The organism is Halorussus sp. MSC15.2 (assembly GCF_010747475.1).
Taxonomy (GTDB): Archaea; Halobacteriota; Halobacteria; order Halobacteriales; family Haladaptataceae; genus Halorussus.
Map to the genome: position 1 here is coordinate 631,684 of NZ_VSLZ01000001.1, position 19,940 is coordinate 651,623.

General features: G+C 66.8%; 17 protein-coding genes and 2 pseudogenes. 13 read left to right on the top strand and 6 right to left on the bottom strand.

All coding sequences use genetic code 11. The features are described 5' to 3' along the window. The first annotated feature begins 46 nt into the window (after positions 1 to 46). From FXF75_RS03270 to FXF75_RS03285, 4 genes are all read left to right on the top strand, one after another. Complete coding sequence (locus FXF75_RS03270; RefSeq protein ID WP_163520110.1) at positions 47 to 1,882, top strand: DUF255 domain-containing protein; 1,836 nt, start codon at positions 47 to 49, stop codon at positions 1,880 to 1,882. A 224-nt stretch (positions 1,883 to 2,106) separates the two neighbouring features. Continuing rightward, positions 2,107 to 2,463, top strand: a complete 357-nt coding sequence (locus FXF75_RS03275; protein WP_163520111.1) for a DUF2178 domain-containing protein — start codon at positions 2,107 to 2,109, stop codon at positions 2,461 to 2,463. Further along, the gene (locus FXF75_RS03280) at positions 2,460 to 2,678 is read left to right on the top strand and encodes a helix-turn-helix transcriptional regulator (protein WP_163520112.1); all 219 of its coding nucleotides are present in this window, start codon (positions 2,460 to 2,462) and stop codon (positions 2,676 to 2,678) included. The genes FXF75_RS03275 and FXF75_RS03280 overlap by 4 nt, the downstream gene beginning before the upstream one ends. 113 nt (positions 2,679 to 2,791) lie before the next feature. Beyond that, complete coding sequence (locus tag FXF75_RS03285) at positions 2,792 to 3,604, top strand: TrmB family transcriptional regulator (RefSeq protein WP_163520113.1); 813 nt, start codon at positions 2,792 to 2,794, stop codon at positions 3,602 to 3,604. 618 nt (positions 3,605 to 4,222) lie between these two features. Here FXF75_RS03285 and FXF75_RS03290 read toward each other — a convergent pair. Continuing rightward, positions 4,223 to 6,049 carry an APC family permease gene (locus FXF75_RS03290; RefSeq protein ID WP_240334483.1) on the bottom strand — a complete coding sequence of 609 codons (1,827 nt, stop codon included), beginning with the start codon at positions 6,047 to 6,049 and terminating at the stop codon, positions 4,223 to 4,225. Positions 6,050 to 6,419: 370 nt separating this feature from the next. Here FXF75_RS03290 and FXF75_RS03295 point away from each other — a divergent pair, with 370 nt between their 5' ends. The 4 genes and pseudogenes from FXF75_RS03295 (at position 6,420) to FXF75_RS03310 (ending at position 11,024) form a co-directional block, all read left to right on the top strand. Beyond that, positions 6,420 to 7,049 (top strand): twin-arginine translocation signal domain-containing protein, encoded by a 630-nt coding sequence (locus tag FXF75_RS03295; RefSeq protein ID WP_163520114.1) that lies wholly within the window; start codon positions 6,420 to 6,422, stop codon positions 7,047 to 7,049. Positions 7,050 to 7,132: 83 nt separating this feature from the next. Next, positions 7,133 to 7,966: a hypothetical protein gene (locus FXF75_RS03300; RefSeq protein ID WP_163520115.1), complete on the top strand. Its 834-nt coding sequence runs from the start codon at positions 7,133 to 7,135 to the stop codon at positions 7,964 to 7,966. A 136-nt stretch (positions 7,967 to 8,102) separates the two neighbouring features. Further along, positions 8,103 to 9,446 (top strand): Trk system potassium transporter TrkA, encoded by a 1,344-nt coding sequence (gene trkA, locus FXF75_RS03305; RefSeq protein WP_163520116.1) that lies wholly within the window; start codon positions 8,103 to 8,105, stop codon positions 9,444 to 9,446. Positions 9,447 to 9,501: 55 nt separating this feature from the next. Beyond that, positions 9,502 to 11,024 (top strand): annotated as a pseudogene (locus FXF75_RS03310) (TrkH family potassium uptake protein). Between the two features lie 10 nt (positions 11,025 to 11,034). On the opposite strand, the gene FXF75_RS03315 reads toward FXF75_RS03310, so the two are convergent. Beyond that, positions 11,035 to 11,691 carry a helix-turn-helix domain-containing protein gene (locus tag FXF75_RS03315; protein ID WP_163520117.1) on the bottom strand — a complete coding sequence of 219 codons (657 nt, stop codon included), beginning with the start codon at positions 11,689 to 11,691 and terminating at the stop codon, positions 11,035 to 11,037. A 141-nt stretch (positions 11,692 to 11,832) separates the two neighbouring features. After that, positions 11,833 to 12,471 carry a helix-turn-helix domain-containing protein gene (locus FXF75_RS03320; protein WP_163520118.1) on the bottom strand — a complete coding sequence of 213 codons (639 nt, stop codon included), beginning with the start codon at positions 12,469 to 12,471 and terminating at the stop codon, positions 11,833 to 11,835. Between the two features lie 190 nt (positions 12,472 to 12,661). On the opposite strand from FXF75_RS03320, the gene FXF75_RS03325 reads away from it, so the two are divergent. Beyond that, on the top strand, positions 12,662 to 12,892 hold the full coding sequence (locus tag FXF75_RS03325) for an Lrp/AsnC family transcriptional regulator (protein ID WP_163520119.1): 231 nt from the start codon (positions 12,662 to 12,664) through the stop codon (positions 12,890 to 12,892). Between the two features lie 2 nt (positions 12,893 to 12,894). Here the strand turns inward: FXF75_RS03325 and FXF75_RS03330 are convergent, their stop codons facing one another. Together FXF75_RS03330 and FXF75_RS03335 are read right to left on the bottom strand one after the other, a co-directional pair. Beyond that, complete coding sequence (locus FXF75_RS03330) at positions 12,895 to 13,296, bottom strand: hypothetical protein (protein WP_163520120.1); 402 nt, start codon at positions 13,294 to 13,296, stop codon at positions 12,895 to 12,897. A gap of 44 nt (positions 13,297 to 13,340) precedes the next feature. After that, a pseudogene (locus FXF75_RS03335) lies at positions 13,341 to 13,813 on the bottom strand (hypothetical protein). A 79-nt stretch (positions 13,814 to 13,892) separates the two neighbouring features. Here FXF75_RS03335 and FXF75_RS03340 point away from each other — a divergent pair. Then, on the top strand, positions 13,893 to 15,149 hold the full coding sequence (locus tag FXF75_RS03340; protein WP_163520121.1) for a DNA double-strand break repair nuclease NurA: 1,257 nt from the start codon (positions 13,893 to 13,895) through the stop codon (positions 15,147 to 15,149). A gap of 14 nt (positions 15,150 to 15,163) precedes the next feature. On the opposite strand, the gene FXF75_RS03345 is transcribed toward FXF75_RS03340, so the two are convergent. Next, positions 15,164 to 15,514, bottom strand: a complete 351-nt coding sequence (locus tag FXF75_RS03345; RefSeq protein ID WP_163520122.1) for a hypothetical protein — start codon at positions 15,512 to 15,514, stop codon at positions 15,164 to 15,166. 341 nt (positions 15,515 to 15,855) lie between these two features. Between FXF75_RS03345 and FXF75_RS03350 the strand changes: the two genes are divergently transcribed. From FXF75_RS03350 to FXF75_RS03360, 3 genes are all read left to right on the top strand, one after another. Beyond that, entirely contained in the window at positions 15,856 to 17,628 is a 1,773-nt protein-coding gene (locus FXF75_RS03350; RefSeq protein ID WP_375335516.1) for an ATP-binding protein, read from the top strand. Positions 17,629 to 17,722: 94 nt separating this feature from the next. Beyond that, positions 17,723 to 19,426 (top strand): histidine kinase N-terminal 7TM domain-containing protein, encoded by a 1,704-nt coding sequence (locus tag FXF75_RS03355; protein WP_163520123.1) that lies wholly within the window; start codon positions 17,723 to 17,725, stop codon positions 19,424 to 19,426. A gap of 32 nt (positions 19,427 to 19,458) precedes the next feature. Then, a complete protein-coding gene (locus tag FXF75_RS03360) occupies positions 19,459 to 19,887 on the top strand; it encodes a universal stress protein (protein ID WP_163520124.1) in 429 nt (142 codons plus the stop codon). The last annotated feature ends 53 nt before the right edge of the window (positions 19,888 to 19,940 follow it).

Consider the following 19,940-nt stretch of genomic DNA (forward strand, 5'->3'; position numbering starts at 1 on the left):
CGACATAGCAAGACCCATCCCGGCCCGTTCCCAACCTCCACGTATCATGAATCAAAGCGCCGAGGAGACCAAAGTCGAGTGGCGCGAGTGGGGCGAGGCGGCCTTCGAGGAGGCCCGCGAGACCGACCGACCCGTCCTGCTCTCGCTGTCGGCGACATGGTGTTCGTGGTGCCACGAGATGGACCGCGAGGCGTACAGCAACCCCATGGTCGCCGCGAACGTCAACGACTCGTTCGTCCCGGTCCGGGTGGACATCGACCGACAACCCCGGGTTCGGGAGCGGTACAACATGGGCGGGTTCCCCTCGACGGTGTTCACCACGCCGGACGGCGACCTGCTCACCGGCGCGACGTACCTCGACGTGGACGCCACGCGGCAGGTCGTCCAGCGCGTCCGCGACCTCTGGACCCACAAGGGCGAGGACGCCGCCCGCATCCCGCGGAGTCTCCGCGAGGACCCGCCCGCCGGGGAACTCTCGCCCGAAATCGAGCGCCTCGTCGCCGGGCAGTTGGGCGACAAGTTCGACGACCAGTTCGGCGGGTGGGGCGACAGCGAGAAGTTCCCGCTGCCCCGGACCGTGGAGTTCGCGCTCAAGCGCGAGCGCGAACAGGCCCTCGCAACGCTTCAGGCCGTCAGCCAGTACCTCTACGACGACTACGACGGCGGCTTCTTCCGGTTCGCCGAGGGCCGCGACTGGACCGACGTCCACCACGAGAAACTGCTCTCGACCAACGCCGCGCTGGTCCGGGCGTTCGCCAACGCCTACCTCTACACGGGCGACGACGACTACCGCGACCCGGCCGAGCGGACCGTCGAGTACCTGACGACCACCCTCTGGAATAGCGCGGAACGGAGTTCCGCGGACAACGTGAGCGGGCAAGGCCCGCGAGCGGGCGGCGACGCCTTCGCCGGAAGTCAAGCGCCGGGCGACTCGCCGGACGTGCCCGACAGCGCGGGCGAAAATGGCGGTATCGGCGAAGACGGGGACGACAGCGGCGACGGAGTGACCGGCGAGGCAGACGTCGGCGAGTCCGAGTCCGCCGACGACCCCGACTACTACGCACTCGAACCGAGCGACCGCGAGGCGGCCGACGCGCCCGCGGTGGACCCGACCGCCTTCGCAGACTCGAACGCGATGGCCGCCGACGCCCTGCTGACCTACCACGCCTACACGGACGACGAACGCGCACGCACGTACGCCGAACGCGCGCTCGACTACCTCACCTCCGAACTGGTCGAGGACGGCGAGGTGACCCACTTCGACGCCACCGAGAGCGATTCGAGCGAGCGCAGTGAGTCGGGACTGCTCGCCGACCACGCCCACCTCCTCTCGGCGCTCACGACCGCCCGGCAGGTCACCGGCGACGAGGCGTACCTCGACGCGGCGCGCGACGTGGCCGACTACGCGCTCGACGAACTCCGTGAAGACGGCGAGTCGGGCGCGTTCGTGGACGGTCCCCGCGAGGGACCGGGCCTGCTCGACCGGCCGCTGCGACCGCTCGACCACAACGCCGAAATCGCCGACGCGCTCGTGGACCTCGCAATCCTGACCGGCGAGGACCGCTACCGGGAGGCTGCCGAGGGTGCCGTCGCGGCGTTCGCCGACGCGGCTGACCGCTTCGGGGTGCAGGTCGCGGCCTACGCCACCGCCGCGGCCCGCCTCTGTCGGGACCCCCTCGTGGTGGAAGTCGCCGACGACGCCGGGTCGGACCTCCACCGCGCCGCGATGCGCGTGGCCGACCACGAGAAGGTCGTGATTCCGGGCGTCTCGGGCGACGAGTACGAGCGCGGTAGCGCCTACGTGGTCGTCGATGGCGAACGCTCGAATCCCGTGAATACGCCCGAGGAACTGAGCGAACGCGTCGCCGAACTGACCGAGTAGGAGGTCTCTCGTAGCCCGTTGGGCGGGTGTTTTTCGGTTCGTGGATTCTCTGGAGCGTCTCCCGGTAGAAATCGCGTCACCCCTAGAACTAAGTACGTGTGTAAAACATCCTTTACTGTAAAGCACGCTTTACGACAGGTGCGCTTTACATCTACGCAACCATGTCACGAGCTACGACGTCCCGACGAAGTCCACTCGCGAAGAAACGCCTGTATCGTCGCCTGATGGTCGGATTCGTGGGTGGCGGAGTCGCGCTCGCCCTCCTTCTCCGGGAGGTGCTGAACTACCCGATAGTCAGCGAGGCGGTCTACTGGGTCGGCATCCTCGGGTTCCTCGCCGTCTGGTTGGGGAGTTCACAGACGCTGTTCGACGAGCGCGACCGAGCGCTCGAACGGCGCGCCAGTCAACTCACGCTGACCATCCTCGCGCCAATACTGGTCGTCTCGGCGTCCGTCACGCGCCTTCTTCCGAAAGTCAGCGACTACGCCGTCCCGGCCGAAATAGTCCATGCACTGTACGGGTTGGTCGCCGTATACGTCGTGTTCGGCGTCGCCTACGTCGTGGTCCGCTCTCACTCATGAGGAACGAAATCCGAGACCGGCGGGACGCCGAAGGCATCAGTCAGGCCGACCTCGCCGAGGCGGTCGGGGTCACTCGCCAGACGATAAACGCCATCGAGCGCGAGCGCTACGACCCGTCGATAGAACTGGCGTTCAAGTTGGCCCGCCACTTCGACTGCCGAATCGAGGACCTGTTCGACCCCGAACTCGACGGCAACGGTACGGCCGAAGAGTAGTCCTGCGTTCGCGGTTCACGACGCCGAACGCAGTACACGATGTGGAATGTACGAGTACGTTTAAACTGAAAACGACACGAGAGTTTATAGGGACAGAGCGTCTGGCCACTCACATGGCAAGTCTACGAGACCTCGGTCTTTCGGAGTACGAGGCGCGGGCGTATCGGGCACTGTTGGACGCGGGACCGACCACCGCCAAGGAGTTGTCTCGCGCGAGCGACGTGCCGATGGGTCGCATCTACGACGTGCTGAGCAGTCTGGAGACCCACAACCTCGCGCGCTCGCAGAGCGCGAGTCGGCCCAAGAAGTACGTCGCGGTCGAACCCGACACCGCGCTGAACCGCCTGCTGGAGGACAAACTCGCCGAACTCGAAGAGCAGGCCCAGCAGTACGAGGACATCGTGGACGACCTCACCGACGAACTCGACGCGACCGAACCCGTCGAGGAGGGGTTCTGGACCGCCGCGGTCGGTGCCGAGGAGTCGGTGGACCTGCTGGTCGAACGCCTCGACGCGGCCGACGACCGTATCGCGATGGTCGCCGGGACCTCGTCGGCCCAGTTCGACCTCGGCGACGTGGGCGAACTCGTCTCCCGGCACCTCGAAGCGGCGCTCGACCGGGGCGTGGAGGTGTCGCTGCTCATGTCGCCCGAACTCGTGGAGACGCTCCCGCCGAGCGTGGGAAAGCGTTACACCGAGAGCCTCTCGGACCATCCGAAGTTCGCGGTCCGAACCACCGAGGGACTGCAGGGGACGTTCAACTTCATCGACGACGTGGAAGTGTGCATCGAGGTGGCCAACCCCCTGAATCCGGGCGAGGCGTTCGCCATGATAGACATGAAGGACCCCGAGTTCGCGGCGGGCGTCCGCGAGAAGTTTGCGCCCCGGTGGGAGTCGGCCGAACCCCTCTCGTTCGACGGTCGCTGAGGTACTCAGTCTGACGCTCTCTCGGCGCCGAGACCGCTCGGTCCTCGACCGTCCCGGCAGACGGAGTCTACCCGAACACCTTCCGCACGTACCGACTCACGGGGAACAGCGTCTCGCTGACCCGGTCTCTGAGACCGGTCGGTTTGGCGTAGACGACCACGGGGACGCCGAGGTCGTCGGCCCGGTCGATGACCCGGTCGGGCGTCGAACCGAGAACCCACCGTCGGAGGAGTCGGGTTCGGGACGCGCCGATGAACAGCGGCCCGCCGTTCTCGGCGGCCGTCGTGACCAGTCCCTCGGCCACGGTGTCGGCCTCGACCTCGTGGACTTCGACCGGTAGGTCCGACGGAAACGCGTCGAGGGTCCGCTGGACGTCCTCGGCGGTCCCACCGCCACCGCGGGGAGTGACCGCGACGACGTGGACGTTCGTCCCTAACTCACCGAGCGCGCCCACCAGCGCGACCATCGAGTCGTGGTGCGGACCGCCGCCCGCGCCGATGGTGACGGTCTCCATGTCGTCGAGGTCCTCGACCTCGAAGCCTTGGACGAACACCACGTCGCAGGGAGCGTCGTACTCCACGGTCTCGGTGACCTCGTAGTGCTCCTCGGGATAGCCCATCAGGATGAGTTCCGCGTCGTCGTCGCGGGCGGTCTTGTTGATGTCGAAGCCGATGTCGCGCGAGATGTGCCCCTCGACCGTGTACTCGGCGTCCACGCCCGCGGATTCGAGGCGCTCGACGAGTCTGTCGGCGCGCTTCTCGGCGTCCTCTTGGACCATCTCGTAGGGCGTCTGGTCGGGGATGTGCGTGACGTTGACGACCTGCAGTATCGGATTCTCGCCCGCGCGTTCGCAAGCGCCGCGGCCAGTTCGACGTGAACCGGCGCGCGCTCGATGCGGGCCACCGGAACGAGAACCCGATACCGGTCCTCGGTATCGGAGACTCCTTCGGACTCGACGGCTTCGGTCTCCCGAGGTTCGACCGGTCCGGTCTCCTCGGATTCGCGGCCACGAGTGGCCTCCACACCGCTCCGGTTGACCGACTCGCCGCCGCTGGTCCGGACGGGTTGATGTCTGCCCACGGCCTCCTTGGTGAGTTCCTCCACGTCGGGTGCGCCGCCCCACGCGAGGTACGCGCCGACGAGCGCGAGTTCGACGCCGAGACCGATGACGATGCCTCTCGGCGGGAGGTTCGTGATGAGCGCGAGGTTAGCGAGGATACCGACAATCGGGACCCACGGCGTCAGCGGCACCTCCAGCGGTCGGTCCATGTCGGGGAACCGCCGCCGAGAGACGATGAGCGCGACGTTGACGACGGCGAGCGGAGCGAGCAGGTTGAGGTTGGCGAACCCCGTCAGCGCGTCGAGTCCGAGGTGGAGCAGGCCGAGTCCGCCCTCCGCCGGGAACAGCGACATGAACACGAGAATGAGAGTCGAAATCGTGCCCGTCACCGTGACGACGCTCCAGAACGGCGTCCCGTACTCGGGGTGGATGCGGCTGAATCGCCGAGGCGCTTGGCCCTGTCGTCCCATCAGCGACCCGATACCGGACGCCGCCAGAATCGAGGCGTTCGACGCCGACACCATGCTGAAGACGGCCCCGGCGACGATGAGCCACTTGCCGAAACTCCCGAGGAACGCCGCGGCGACCTTCCCCATCGCGGTTTCGCCCTGCCGTGCGACGACCGCCGCCGGAATCGGCGAGTTGACCATCGCCACGATGACGAAGATGTAGAGTATCGTCACCGTCAGGATGCTCGCGCCGATGGCTTTCGGGACGACCCTTCGCGGGTCGATTATCTCGCCCGCGCTGGCCGCGATGGCCGAGAACCCGAAGAAGGTGATGAACGCGACTGCGGCGATGGAGACGATGCCGCCGGCGTTCGTCTTGAACTCCCCGGCGAAGGTGCCGACCGCCTCGGTCGGTCCCTGAAACGCGAACGCGCCGCCGATGAACACCAACAGGACCGCCACCTTCGCCGCGGTCACGATGACCTGAAACGTCCCGCTCTCCTCGGTCCCCTGCGCGTTGAGGTAGCCGAGCAGGACCGCGGTCGTGATTGCGACCGCCCCGTGCGGAATCGGAATCCCGTGCGGGATGATGAACTGGTGGAACCACTCGCCCATCGTGGCGAGGTAGAACGCCGTGGTCGCGCAGTAGCCCATGAACAGCGACGCGCCGACCGCGAACAGGAGTCTGTCGTCCTCGAAGGTGCGCGACGAGAAGAGGTAGCCGCCGCCGTTCTCGCTGTAGATGGACGCGAACTCCGAGTAGGAGGCCGCGGTGATGCCCGCGATGACCGCGGCGATGACGAACGAGACGACTGCGCTGCTACCCACGACCGCCACCGCGGTCCCCGACAGCGAGAAGATACCCGCCGCTATCATCGTGCCCAGTCCCAGTGCGAACGCGACCCTGAATCCGAGTGTCCGAGTGTGTTCCGCCATCCCGCACCCCTCGAAGGGGGTACTCGACGCGTGCTAACTAATGTGGTGGCCCGATTCGGCTCTCCCGGCCGTCCCACGACCGCGGTTCGAGTGCGCAACTGTCGCCGTTCGCCAACTCCGGTAGCCACTCGGCCTCCGTGCAGACACCGACCGAAATCTGGTCGGCGGAGTTCCGTCCGGTTAGCGGGGTCCTCGACCGCTGGGCGCGGAAATCAGCCGTGGCGGTAGTTCCATCACGTGTTGCGTCCGGAAACGAAGCGTTTCTCGATTGAATCCGAATTAAGTCGGTCTCAAGGCGGCGAAATCTGGATTGAGGAGCGTCCGGCTTGAAACCGATAGCGACCGCACGTGTGGACGGGGTGTGGAACGAATGACCGACGCGGAGAGAGACGACGAATCGACCGACGCGAGAATCGACCGACGCACCGTCCTGAAGGGGACCGCGGCCGCGGGCGTCGCGGGGACCGGACTGGCCGGAACTGCGAGCGCGAGCGGTGACGACCAGCGCGAGATAACGTTCTGCGCGGCCGAGGAGGAGACGTTCAGCTACTTCGTGCGCGTGTCCGGGAGCCTCGAACGCGGCGGGACCCACGAGAGCGACGAGTACGACGCGGTGGGCGAGGACTTCGCCGAAGGTGCGGTCAGCGCCGAGCGGTGCGACAGTTTCGTGTTCACCGGGGACGTCGAGAACGTGAAACTCGACGGGCCGGGCAAGGTGTTCGTGGACGGTGACCTCTTGGAGGACACGACGACCGAGGACGAGGAGAAACTCTCGAACCAGATAACCATCCAAGGGAAGGGGACGAGAGTGGAGTACAAGTTCAGAGTGAGCGGTCGGGTCGAACCGGACGACAGCATCGAAGCCAGTGACGAGGTGTCCGATAGCGTCGTCAGAGGTGCGGTCAACTCCGGGTCCGACGTGTTCCGCTACTCGGGCGCCATCGCGTTCGACGAGGCCGACGGACCGGTGACCGTGACGCTCGACGTGAACCCGGACTGAGCGAGCGTGACACTGGCGTCGAAACCGGAACTCACGGCGAATCGGGACGAAAGCATAAACCGACGCGCGCCGTGTCAGACACCATGAATCGGGAGCGACGAGCGGTCCTGCGAGGGGTGGCCGCTCTGACGGGAGTAGCGGTCGGAAGCAATGGGGCAGTCGGGAGCGGAGCAGCGGCCGGGAGTGAAACCGTCGTCGGAAGCGACTCGACGGCCGACGCGGCGACGACCGGCGATAGCGGTCCCAACGACCGGTCGGCCCGCCAAGAGGTGGACACGTCGCTCTCGCCGGGCGTCACGCTGTTCGACCTGAACGGCGACGGCGCGTACACCGCGACGGTGGAGGCGGCGTCGGAGTCGATGCGAGACGACGCCCATCCCCGCCCGATACACGTCACCTCGGACGGGAACTCCACCGTCGATTACGCGGCGTCGATAGCCGCCCCGAGCGCCGGGACGACCCTCGGCGGTCTCGGCGGCCTCAGCTACGACTACTACGAGGGACCGAACAACGTCAATCCGGACGACTCCGGCGGACTCGCGCCCGACGAGACGTTTCTGGTGGTCGAGAACGGCGACGGGCGACACGGGATGTACCTCACGTACGACGCGGGCGGCGACCCCGCCGAGGAGTGGGCGACGTTCGACGTGCTGGCCCGGATGCGGGGCGACACCGGCGGAACGAGTCGCTGGTTCGAGTACACCGACGTCGAATCCGGCTACGACGGCCGGACCTTCGACGACGTCGTTGCCCGGTTCGGCGAGGACGCGAGACTCGTCCGGGTCGGAGTCGGCCACGGCAACGCGGTCAATCCGGCCACGCTCGACCTCTACTACGACAACCTCGTGATAAACGACACCACCAAGCGGTTCCCGGTCTCGGTGACGAAACGGACGGCGCACGCGCCGTCCTTCTGAGGTGCAGACGACGGCGAGAGGCGTCCCGATGCGGTTGCGATTCTACGCCGACCCGCCGATTCTCGGCCCGTGCGAGAAAGGAAATAATCATACGGTGGGCCTTGTAAAGGGTTTCAACAACTGGAGTTAGCTACTGATGCGTGTTATCATCGTCGGGGCGGGCGAGGTCGGGTCTTCCATCGCGTCGAGTCTCGCCGACACCCACGAGGTCGTGGTCGTGGACGTGGACGGGGAGCGAGTGGACGCGCTGACCTACTCGGAGGACGTCCTCGCCATTCAGGGCGACGGCACGTCGATTTCGACGCTCCGAGAGGCTGGCATCGAGGAGGCCGACATGATGATAGCCAGTACCGACGACGACGAGACGAATCTGGTCGCCTGCGGCACCGCGAAGACGGTGGACGACCCGTTCACCATCGCGCGAGTCAAGAACGTCGATTACCTCGAAACGTGGCAGCACGCGGCCGACCGGACCGCGTTCGGCGTCGACTTCATGGTGTGCACGAACCTGCTCACGGCGCAGGACATCGTGCGCGTCATCGGCCTGCCCGCCGCGCGCGACGTGGACCCCTTCGCCGGGGGTGCCGTCCAGATGGCCGAGTTCGGGGTCAGCGCCGACAGTCCGCTGGCCGACCAGACCGTCAGCGAGGCCGACCGGTTCGACTCGCTGACGTTCGCCGCCATCCTCCGAAACGGCGACGTCGAGATACCTCGCGGGGGAACCCGCATCCGGGCCGACGACAAGGTGGTCGTCATCGGGAACCCCGAGAGCGTGCAGGAGTTCGCCCGCGAAATCGCGCCGCGAGAGACGCCCTCCAGCAACGAGGACCTCGTCATCATCGGCGGGAGCGACATCGGCTACCACGTCGCCCGACTGCTGGAGGAGCGCGGTCTCAGTCCGCGACTCATCGAACGGGACGCCGACCGCGCCCGCGAACTCGCCGAGAAGCTGCCCAACACAGTCGTCATGGAGAGCGACGCGACCGACGCCGAGTTCCTCGCGCGCGAACACGTGGACGAGGCCGACGCCGTGGTCGCCGCCCTTGAGAGCGACGAGAAGAACCTGCTGGTCTCGGTGTTGGCCAAGCAACTCGGCGCGCGCCGGACCGTCGCGGTGGTCGAGACCACCGAGTACGTCAGCCTCTTCGAGACGGTGGGCGTGGACGTGGGCGTCAACCCCCGCGAGGTCACCGCCGAGGAGATAACCCGGTTCACTCGCGAACTCCACACCGAGAACGTCTCGCTCATCGAAGACGACCGGGCAGAGGTCATCGAGGTCGAGGTGGACGACGACTCGATTCTCGTGGGCAGACCGATACGCGAGTCGGTCGCCGACCTCCCGGAGGGGTTCGTCGTCGGTGCCATCACCCGCGACGACCAGTTCGTCGTTCCGCGGGGCGACACCGTGGTCGAGTCGGGCGACCACGTGGTCGCCTTCGTGGAGAGAGACGCGCTGGAAGCCGTGACCGAACAACTATGACGCGGGGAGCGACGGGGACTCGCGTGCCTTCGTCTACGCTACGGGTGAGTCGCCGATGAACCTGCGCGTGGACTGGCGGGCGAGTTGCAGTCTGGTCGGTACTGTCGTCAAGTGGCTGGCGGTCGCGATGGTGTTCCCGCTCGCGCTCGCGGTGTTCTACGGTGAGGGCGTGGCGACGTTCCTCGCGTCGATGGCGCTGGCGGTCGGTATCGGGTGGTCCCTCGAACGCTTGGACGACGACCCCGACCTCGGGGCGCGCGAGGGGTTCCTGATGGTCGCGCTGACGTGGCTCGTGGTGTCGTTCGTCGGCGCGTCGCCCTACGTCATCGCCGGACAGGGGACGGTCGGCCAACCGGTCAACGCGCTCTTCGAGTCGATGAGCGGGTTCACGACCACCGGAGCGACCGTGATGGGCGACATCGGCTTCGGGACGCACTCGCGGGCGCTGATGATGTGGCGACAGCAGACCCAGTGGCTCGGCGGGATGGGTATCGTGGTGTTGGCGGTCGCCATCCTGCCCGAACTCTCGGTCGGGGGCGCGCAACTGATGGACGCGGAAGCGCCCGGCCCGGGAATCCAGAAGCTCACGCCCCGCATCGCCGAGACCGCTCGCGCGCTCTGGGGCATCTACCTCGCCGTCACCGCGCTGGAGATGGTCCTGCTGTACTCGCTCCACCTCGCTGGTCTCGCGCCGAACATGACCTTCTACAACGCGGTCGCTCACGCGCTGACGACGATGCCGACCGGCGGATTCTCGCCGGCGGCCCGGAGCATCGAGGCGTTCTCGGCGGCGGTCCAGTGGGTGATAATCCCGTTCATGGTGGCCGCGGGGACCAACTTCGCGCTGTTCTGGCACCTGCTCAACGGCGACTTCGACACGTTCCGCGAGGACACCGAGTTCCGGTTCTACGCCGGCGTGTTGGCGGTCTTCTCCGGACTCGTGGCGGTGCTGCTGTTCACCGGCGGCACGCCCGAACTCACCGCCGTCGGACCGCTCTCCGGAAACGCCGAGAAGGCGCTCCGGCAAGCCGTCTTTCAGGTCGTCTCGCTCGTGACGACCACCGGGTACGCCAGCATGGACTTCGCCCAGTGGGGGACGCCGGCCCAGTACGTGCTGTTCGTGATGCTGTTCGTCGGCGGGTCGGCGGGTTCGACCGGTGGCGCGGTCAAAATCGTGCGCTGGCTGGTCATCCTCAAGTCCATCAAGCGCGAACTGTTCACCACGGTCCACCCCGAGGCGGTCCGGCCGGTCCGACTCGCGACCGGGCGCTGGACGAACGTGCGGTCCGGGGCATCTACGCGTTCACCCTACTGTATCTCGTCATCTTCTTCGTCGGCACCCTCGTCGTGTACGTCATCGGGGTCCCCACCGTGGACCTCGTCGCGCTCGACGCGATGAGTGCGGTCGCGGCGACGCTCGGCAACGTCGGTCCGGGATTCGGCATCGTCGGGCCGATGGCGAGCTACCTCCGGTTCCCGCCGACGACGAAGCTGTTCATGGTGTTCCTGATGTGGATAGGCCGACTCGAAATCCTGCCGGTGCTGGTCCTGCTCACCCCGGCGTACTGGCAGTCCTGAAGACTCCGTCCTACTCCCGGCCTTTTCCGAGGAAGTCCGCGACCAGTAGCTCGTGACCGCGGCGGAGTCGTTCCGAGACCGCCTGCCGCGAGATGTCGAGTCGGTCGCCGACCGCTTCGAGGTCCACGCTCCGCGGCACGCTGTAGTACCCCATCTCGTAGGCGGTCGAGAGCGTTCGACGCTGTTTGTCCGTCAGGCCGCTTTCGGCGGTCAGCGTCTCGTCCGACCCGTAGAGTCGGGTTACGGTCGCCTCGTACTCCCTGCGGAACTCGTCGTCGAACACCTCGCCCACGTCGTCGTGGTCGGCGAACCGGAGCTGGAACCGCCAGACGCCGTCGGTGGCGGTCGCGCCGAGTATCACGCCGTCGCGGTCGAAGATGCGCTCGGCGAACCGGCAGATGGCCGCGTCGAACCGAATCTCGAACAGGTCGGCGTCGCCGTCCTCGCCGAGTCGCTGCGCGTCCGCGACCGACGAGTCGGTCGTAAACAGGTCGGGGAGGCGGTCGGACTCGACGCCCGAAACCCACGCGAACGACCCGGTTCGGTCGCCCGCCCCGCCGACGGTTCGCTCCATCCGCAACGCCGCGTCCGGAGCGCGCTCGAACGTCTCCGCCAGCGCGAGCGTCGATGCGGGAACGGCTATCTCGAACGCGGTCGCTACGCCCATGTGTCTCCGGACCCCTCCGCCCCCGTCGAACGACGACTCGGCGCTCGCGACGTGACTGATGGCATCACTCTCATCGTCCCCACTGTTGACAGAACGCTAGCATAAGAACTCGGTCTCGATATTAATGCTCCAATCGGCGCGTCACTGCCCGTTGACGAGTAGGGTGTTGCGGACCAGCGCGTCGTGACCCCGTCGGAGGCGCTGGGAGACCGAGTTCGTGGAGATGCCGAGGCGGTCGGCGATGTCCTCGACGGTGGCCTCGCGCGGCACCGAGAAGTAGCCCAGTTCCGACGCCAGCACCAGCGTCTCGCGCTGCTCGGGCGTCAGGCCGAACTCGCCCTCCTTGGGTTCGGTCGTCCGGTACTTCCGGTGGAGTTCGAACTCCGATTCCAGTTCCTCGTAGAACGCCGAGAGCCTGTCCTCGTCTGCGAACCGGAGTTTGAGGAACCACTCGTCGTCCGCGACCGCCTCCTGCACGATGGCGTGTTCGTCTATCATCGCGTCCACCTGTCGCTCGACGGGTTCGCTCCACTCTATCATGTAGAGGGCCGTCCCGTCGAGTCGGTCGAGCGTCGCCACCTCCGAGACGGTCTCGTCGTCCTCCATCGCCGCCTCGAACGCACCGAGGTCGCCGCCCGACGCCCAGAGGAACGGCATCACCCACTCCCTGCTGTGTGTGGCGAGACGCTCCACCTCGACCCGCATCTCCGGAGCGGCGTCGAGGGCCGTCCCGAGCGCGAAGTCGTCGGTCGGAATCGAGAACTCCGCGATGAAACTCATGCTATCCGAGTTGGACCCCCGGACGGAAACCTCGTGTGGCTGGTCGGCGACCTCCCGCGACGACCGGCGCGGTGGCGTGCTGACTACCTCTCCCGCGACGAGACCGACCGCGACTGATTCAGCTCCGACCGCCGCGCTGGCCCGTGCAGACCGGCAACAGTACTTTGGTCGCACTCGGCGTACCGGTGGCATGGTTCGCGCGTACGTAGCGATAATCACTGGGACCGGAGCGTCGGAGGACGCCGTGGCCGCCGTCCGCGACCTCCCGGGAGTCGCGTCGGCTCACATCGTCTCGGGCGACTTCGATATCGTGGCCGAAATCGAAGGCGAGACGGTGCGTGACCTCCAGCGAATCGTCACCGACGGGATTCACGAGGTGGCGGGCGTCGGGACCACCCGGACGTACGTCCAACTGGACTGAGACTACCCGTCGAGCGAAATGAACGACACGTCGCGCCGGAGCATGTACTCTCGGAAATCGGCCACGACGTCGGGTAAAACCGGGAGAATCCCGCGCTCGAAGCTCGCTATCACTACCTCGTCATCCACGAATCCCGTGAACAGTATCTTGGTGTCGGCGACCTTGATTATCTGGTTCACGTTGTCGGCGTTCATCAGTTCCTCGTAGCTCTCGCTGGCGACGAGTTCGAGGAGTTCCGACTCGACCTCGCGCTGGCGGCGGTCGGTCCAGTCGAGGTCGTCCCGGAGGTGGAGGAGTTCGACGTCGTCGGTCTCGCCCGTCTCGGGGTCGGTGCGGACGAAGTAGCGGAGTTTGTCGTCCGCGTGGTCGAGCGTAATCGAACACATGTCCTCGCAGATAGTCATACTGCTTTCCGTGGACGCGCCGGAGATAAATCCCGTGAACCGAGTCAGACCGCGCCGACCCACGCCCGGAACGACTCGGGTTGGTCGTACACCTCGCGGAAGATGCGCTCGACGCACTGGGCGACTCGGTTCGGGTCGGCGAGCGCCGACACCCGGACGTTGACGCCCTCGGTCTCCTCGGGCCGGACGAGGTCGTCGATTTTGAATGCCGGAAACTCACCGAGGACTGACTTGAGGGCGTCCAACTCCGCGTCGGTGCAGTCGAGGTTGAGCGTCCCGTCGCCGAACTGGACCCACGGCGGCGCTCGCTCGGGGTCGTCCGCCGGTTCGTCGGCGTCCGCGTCTTCGGTTTCGTCCGCGTCGGCGTCCCCGGTTTCGTCCGCGTCGGCGTCGAACGCGACGCGTCCGCGTCGGCCTCGAACGTGGTGAAGGCGCTCCCGCGCTCGCGGTGGGCGGTGATGGCCTCCGCGAACAGTCGCTGGCGCTCCTCCGGCGTCTCGGCGTCGAATCTGGTCATGGCCCGTGGTACGCGGGCGGCCCTGAAAAAGGCCACCCGAACGGCGGGGTTTTTGCCGCTGCAATCGCATGCGGATGGTATGACGCTCGACCCGGTGCACTTCGACGGCATCGCGGGGTTGGCCGACCGCATCGACTACGACGCCGAGGACCAGGACCACCGGGACGCCGCCGAGACGGTCTGGGAGAACTTCCTCGACCCGCTGGTCGGCGACGACGGGGCGATTCTCGAACCCATCGACGAACTGGCCCGCCGGCAGGTCGATACCGAGGAGATAGCCCTCGAAGACGCCCCGTTCGAGACCACCCACGGTCTCGACGCCGGGACGCTCAACCCCAAGCCGTTCAAGAACGGTCTGGTCCTCGACGTGGCCCACGCCGCGATGAGCGCGACGCCGTCGGACCTCGACCTCCACGACTCCCGGACCGTGGTGAAGGCGCTCCACTCGAACGACACCTCGAAGAACTTCGGCACCGAGTGGGAGGAGTACGACGACGGGAGTCAGCGCAGAATCGTCCACACGCACCTTCCCCAGAACCAGTACGAGGAGGACGTGGTCCACGCCCTCGCGCTCTACCTCGCCGAGAGCAGTCACGCCCTCGAACACGCCGAGCGCGTCTCGGAGTTCCTCCTGCTCGACGGCCCCATCTATCCGAAGGGCGTCCTCCGGTGGAAGTACCGGAGTTCGGTCCTGACCGACCTGTTCGAGGAGTCGCCGCTCGTCCGACAGATTCTGGACAACTACGTCGAACTGGTCGAGACGTTCGCCGACCGGGGCGTTCCGCTTGCTGGATTCGTCAAGAACGTCTCGTCGAAGTCGGTGGTCCGCACGCTCAAGCGCGAGACCGACTTCGGGCCGGTGCCGTGGGCGCACGACGCCGGTCTGTTCGCCCAGATTCTCGAACGCCGGGAACTCGTGGACGGCGAGTTCGAGCGCCTGACCGACGACCTGACGCTAACCAACTGGTTCGTCTCGACGGGCGGCATGGACGAGTTCTTCGCGGCGGAAGGCGGCCACAATCTCGACCGGGGTCTCGACCCCGAGCAGTATCAGGTCACGTTCTGCGTGGTGTACGACCCCCGAAGGGACCTCGTGTTCAAGGTCGAAGCCCCGAGGGTGTTCACCGACGACCCGGAACTCCGCGAGGCCATCGAGCGCCAGATTCTCGGGGAAATCGCGGTCCACCGCGGACCGCCCCGTGCCATCTCGAAGGCCGACGACCTCGCGGCCATCGACCGCGGGAGCGTCGATTCGCTGGTCACGTCGTTCGAGCGCTCGCTCGACACCGAACTCGACGAGAACTACAACGCGGTCCGGTGGGGACGCGGTTACTGAGACCGAAAAGAGAGTTACTGCGGTTCGGCGGTCTCGATTTCCTGCTTCTCGACGGTCACCTCGACGTCCTCGGGGTCGATGCCGATGCGGGCGAACTGGGTCTTGACGTGTTCGCGGGCGGCCTCGGTCGCCTGCTCGCGCGTGTCGAACCCGCGGGGCATCGGCGACTCGAAGGCCACGTTGACGTCCTCGCCGTCCACCTGCTGGACCGTCCCGCCGCTCTCGACCTGATAGAACTCGTCGCAGACCCAGACGTACGGGGCGTCCTCGTCGGGCGCACCCTTGAACCGCGGCGCTCGCTCGCCCCGCTCGTACAGCGTGCCAGTCAGCGTCGTGCCCCCGGCGTCGCCACGGATGAGTAGCATGAGCGGACGTAGGGCGCGGGCAGATAAAAGCGGTCCGCCTCCGCGAAGTATGCCCCGTGGGTCGCGCTATCTCGACCGTGGTCGAGCGCCGCGGCGACCGGGACTGCGACCGGCGGGCAGTCCGACGACGACTCTCCGCCCGCACCGGAGGGAAACCTGTTTGTCCCATGCGCCCATTGCCGGGGAACGATGACCGACCTCGGCGACTTCAGCAGGGACGACTCGGATGCCTCCGAGTCCGACGACTTCGAGACGGACCCCTCCGACCGCTCGGACGACGATTTCTCGGGCTTCGAGTCCGACGACCCGGACTCCGACGTCCCGGGACCGACCTCGACGGCGTGGGCGACTTCGACACCGGCACGTCGAGCGCCGCGACGCGGGGCGACGACCGCTTCGACTCGATGGCCACCGACCCCGTGGGCACCGACCGCGGCATCGGCACCCTCTCGGCGGCCGAGGGCCTGCGAATCGGCGAGGAGGAGGACGAGACCCACCTGCAGGCGTACGTGACCGCCGACAACCGCGAGGACGTGCGGGTCGGCAAGTACCTGCTCGTGGGCTACCCCGACGGCGAGAAACTGTTCTGTCGCATCTGCGCGCTGGAGTACCGACAGGAGTACCGGGTGGACGACGCCACCGAAATCCACTCCAAGCGCGCGATGCGCCGCGAGGACATCGAGGAGACCGACTACAAACTGATGGCGGACCTCGAACCCGTCGCGATTCTCTACGAGGACGGCGACGGTTCCGAGGTCGAACTGAAGCGCCGGATGACCGACCGGGTGCCCAAGCCCAAGTCGGTCGTCCGCGAGGCCAGCGACAAGTCCGAAATCAAGACCGGCCTGAAGATGCCGGGCGACGGCGTGTTCCTCGGCCACCTCTCGGTCGGCGGCGAGAAGGTCCGGACCGCGGCCGAACCGCCGACCATCGACTACCGCCTGAAGGACGACTACGAGGACGGCGACCCCCTCGTCTTCCGACACACCCTCGTCGCGGGGGGCACCGGGTCCGGGAAGACCCACGGCGCGAAGAACGTCCTCCGGCAGTTCCTCGCCGACGAGCGCCGCTACGAGATGGAGGACGGCGCGAACCGCCGGGCGGCAGTCGTCCAGTTCGACCCGCAGGACGAGTACGCCCAGATGCACGACGACAACCCGGACGTGACGGCCGAGGACGAGCGCCGGTGGGAGTCCGAGAACGTCGCCCACGGCGGCCACGACGACACGAAGGCGTTCGTCCCGAAGGTCGAGGGCGGGTCCTACGCCGCCGACCACCACCGGGCCGAGCAGGTCGCGTTCACGATTCCGTTCTCGATGGTCGCGCGCCGCCCGTGGCTGGTCGCGGGCGCGAGCCTCAACGACAACCAGTACAACGCCCTGCGCCTGCTGCTCGACCGCTTCTTCGACCAGTACGGCGAGGCGGGCACCTACGAGGACTTCGTGGACTACATCGACGACCCCGCGCTCCGCGAGGAACTCGACGAGAGCGGTCGGGTCCACGAGGCGACCTACGACGCGGTGAAGCGCCGGGCCATCAGTTCGGCGTTCTACAGCGTGTTTGACCAAGACGCCCGGCCCATCACCGACCAGATACAGCAGTTCGTCAAACCCGGCCAGTTGAGCGTCGTGCCGACCTACCACCTCAACGACTCGCGTGCGACCGAGGTGGTCGTGCTGGCGCTCGCCAGTCTGCTCGTGGACGAGAAACTCTCGAACGACCCGACCTACACCCGAATCAAGGAGACGCCGCTCGTGGTCGGGATGGACGAGGCTCACAACTTCCTGACCGACGCCGACAGCGTGCAGTCCCGGAAGGTCATCACGAAGTTCACGGAGGCCGCGAAGCAGGGTCGCAAGGAGCGCCTCGGCCTGTTCCTCATCACGCAGGACCCCCAAGACATCGACGACGCCGTCTTCAAGCAGATAAACACCACCGTCGTCCTGAATCTGGGCGACGAGGACGCCATCAAGAGCGTCAACATCCCGGCCGAACTCGAAGGGAAGGTCCCCTACATGGAGAAGGGCCAGATGGTCGTCTACTCGCCCGACAACTCCGAACCCGTCGAGATAATCGGTCTCTCGAAGTGCGTGACGAAGCACGGCCGGGACTGACCTCCGCGTCGGGTGTCTCACTTCCTGCCGCACTCCGTCCGCCCGACGCCTCCGGCCTACCTTTTTGTCGGTTGGGTCTCTCGTAGCAACCGAGATGGACCTGTCACCGACGTGGCTGGCGCTGGGACCCCTCGCGGCGTTCGCCATGTCGCTGTACTTCCTGCGACACCTCTGGCCCTACCGGGCGGAACCCGGCGGGTGGCTGTTCATCGCCACCATCGTCTGCGAAGCCATCTGGACCGGCGCGTACGGCGTCGCGCTCACGGTTCACGACCCCTCGCTCCGATGGCTGTTCGAGATTCCCATCTGGTTCGGCAAGAGTTTCATCACGGTGTTCTTCCTCGCGTTCGTCCTCGAATACACCGGGCGGGGCGAACTCGTGCGTTCGAAGTGGATGGGTCTCGTCGCCGCGATGCAGACCGCGTCGGTCCTGTTGGTGGCGACTAATCCGCTCCACCACCTCGCGTGGAGTAACTACCACGTCGAACCGGTGTTCGGTGCGGCCACGGTCGCCTACACACATCAACCGTGGCTGTTCGCGACCATGCTGACCTTCTACTTCCTCGGCGGGGGCGCGATGGTCGTCCTCGTGGACGCGTTCGTCAGTTACGGGGAACTCTACCGCGGCCAGACCATCGCGGTGGCGCTCTCGCTCGTCGCGCCGTTCGCGGCGAATCTGGCGTGGCTGTTCGAGATGGGTCCCGCTCCGGCCTTGGACCTGACTACCTCCGCGCTGGCCATTCACCTCGGGTTCGACTTCTACGCGTTCTTCCGCCGGAACATGTTCGAGCAGACGCCCGCGGCCAGACGCATCGGCGAGCGCGCGGCCATCCACGACCTCGGCACTCCGGTCGTCATCGCGGACCGCGAGGGCCGGGTCATCGACGTCAACGAGGAGGCCGAGCGCGTGTTCGACCCCGACGCGACCGCCGGGGTCGGTGACACGCTCGACAGCCTCGTGGACGCGCAACTCGACCTGTCGGCGGACGAGCAGTCCGCGACCGTCCGTACCGACGGCGAGCGGCGAGAGTACAGCGTCACCAGTTCACCGGTGTCGGACTCGACGGGGACTCGCGTCGGCTACACGCTGGTCTTTCAGGACGTGACCGCGGACAGGCGGCGCGAACAGCGCCTCGAAGTCCTCAACCGCGTCCTGCGGCACAACCTCCGCAACGACCTCTCGAAGATAAACGGCTACGCCGAGTTGATTCGGGACGGTACCGACGACCCCGCAATCGAGGGCCACGCCGAGACGGTGCTGACGAACGGCCGCGGACTGGCCGAACTCGGCGACAAGGCCCGGGAGTTCGAGCGGGCGATGGACGGCGAGCGCCACCGCAAACGGGTCGAACTGAGCGCACTCGTCACAGACGTGACCGACGGCTTCCGGACCGAGTACCCCGACGGTCGAATCGAGACCGACGTGCCCGTGGGACTCGAACTGGAGACCGACCCCGCAATCGTCCGACTCCTGCTCTCGAACCTCGTGGAGAACGCGCTCGAACACGGCGGGGACGACCCTCGCGTCGAAATCGCTCTCGCGGACGCCGAGGCGGACTCGCGCTCGGCGACGCTGGAAGTCCGCGACGACGGGCCGGGCATCCCCGACCACGAGGTGGCGGTCCTGACCGAGGGCGGCGAGAACGACCTCGAACACGGCAGCGGTCTCGGTCTCTGGGTGGTCGAGTGGAGCGCGAGCGCCCTCGGCGGCGACGTGTCGTTCGAGCGCGACGGCGGCACCGCCGTCACCGTCAGGCTACCCGGCGTGGTCACACGTCCGACACCGTCGGCGTCCTGAAAGTTTAACGCGACGCCGGTCGAATATCCGCTATGACCAAACGCATTCTCGTTCCCATCGACGGTTCGTCCCAGTCCGACGACGCGCTCGAACACGCACTGAAGGAGTTCGGCGACCACGACCTCACGGTCCTCCACGTCATCGACCCCGTCGATACGGGGTACAGCGGCCCGGTCGGCATCCCCGGCGGGTCCGAGGAGTGGTACGAGAAGGCCAAGCAGGAGAGCGAGGAACTGTTCGAGGACGCCCAAGCGGTCGCCGACGAGTACGGCGTCACCCTCGACACCGCCGCCGAACCCGGTCGCCCCGCTCGGACTATCGTGGAGTACGCGGACGACGAAGGGTTCGACCAGATAGTGATGGGGAGCCACGGTCGCTCGGGCGTCTCGCGCATCCTGCTCGGGAGCGTCGCCGAGACGGTGGTGCGACGCGCGACGATGCCGGTGACGGTGGTGCGCTGAGTCGGCGAACGAGCGAGCGCAGACCCGTCTTTCCACGGCGAAGACCGAGCGTC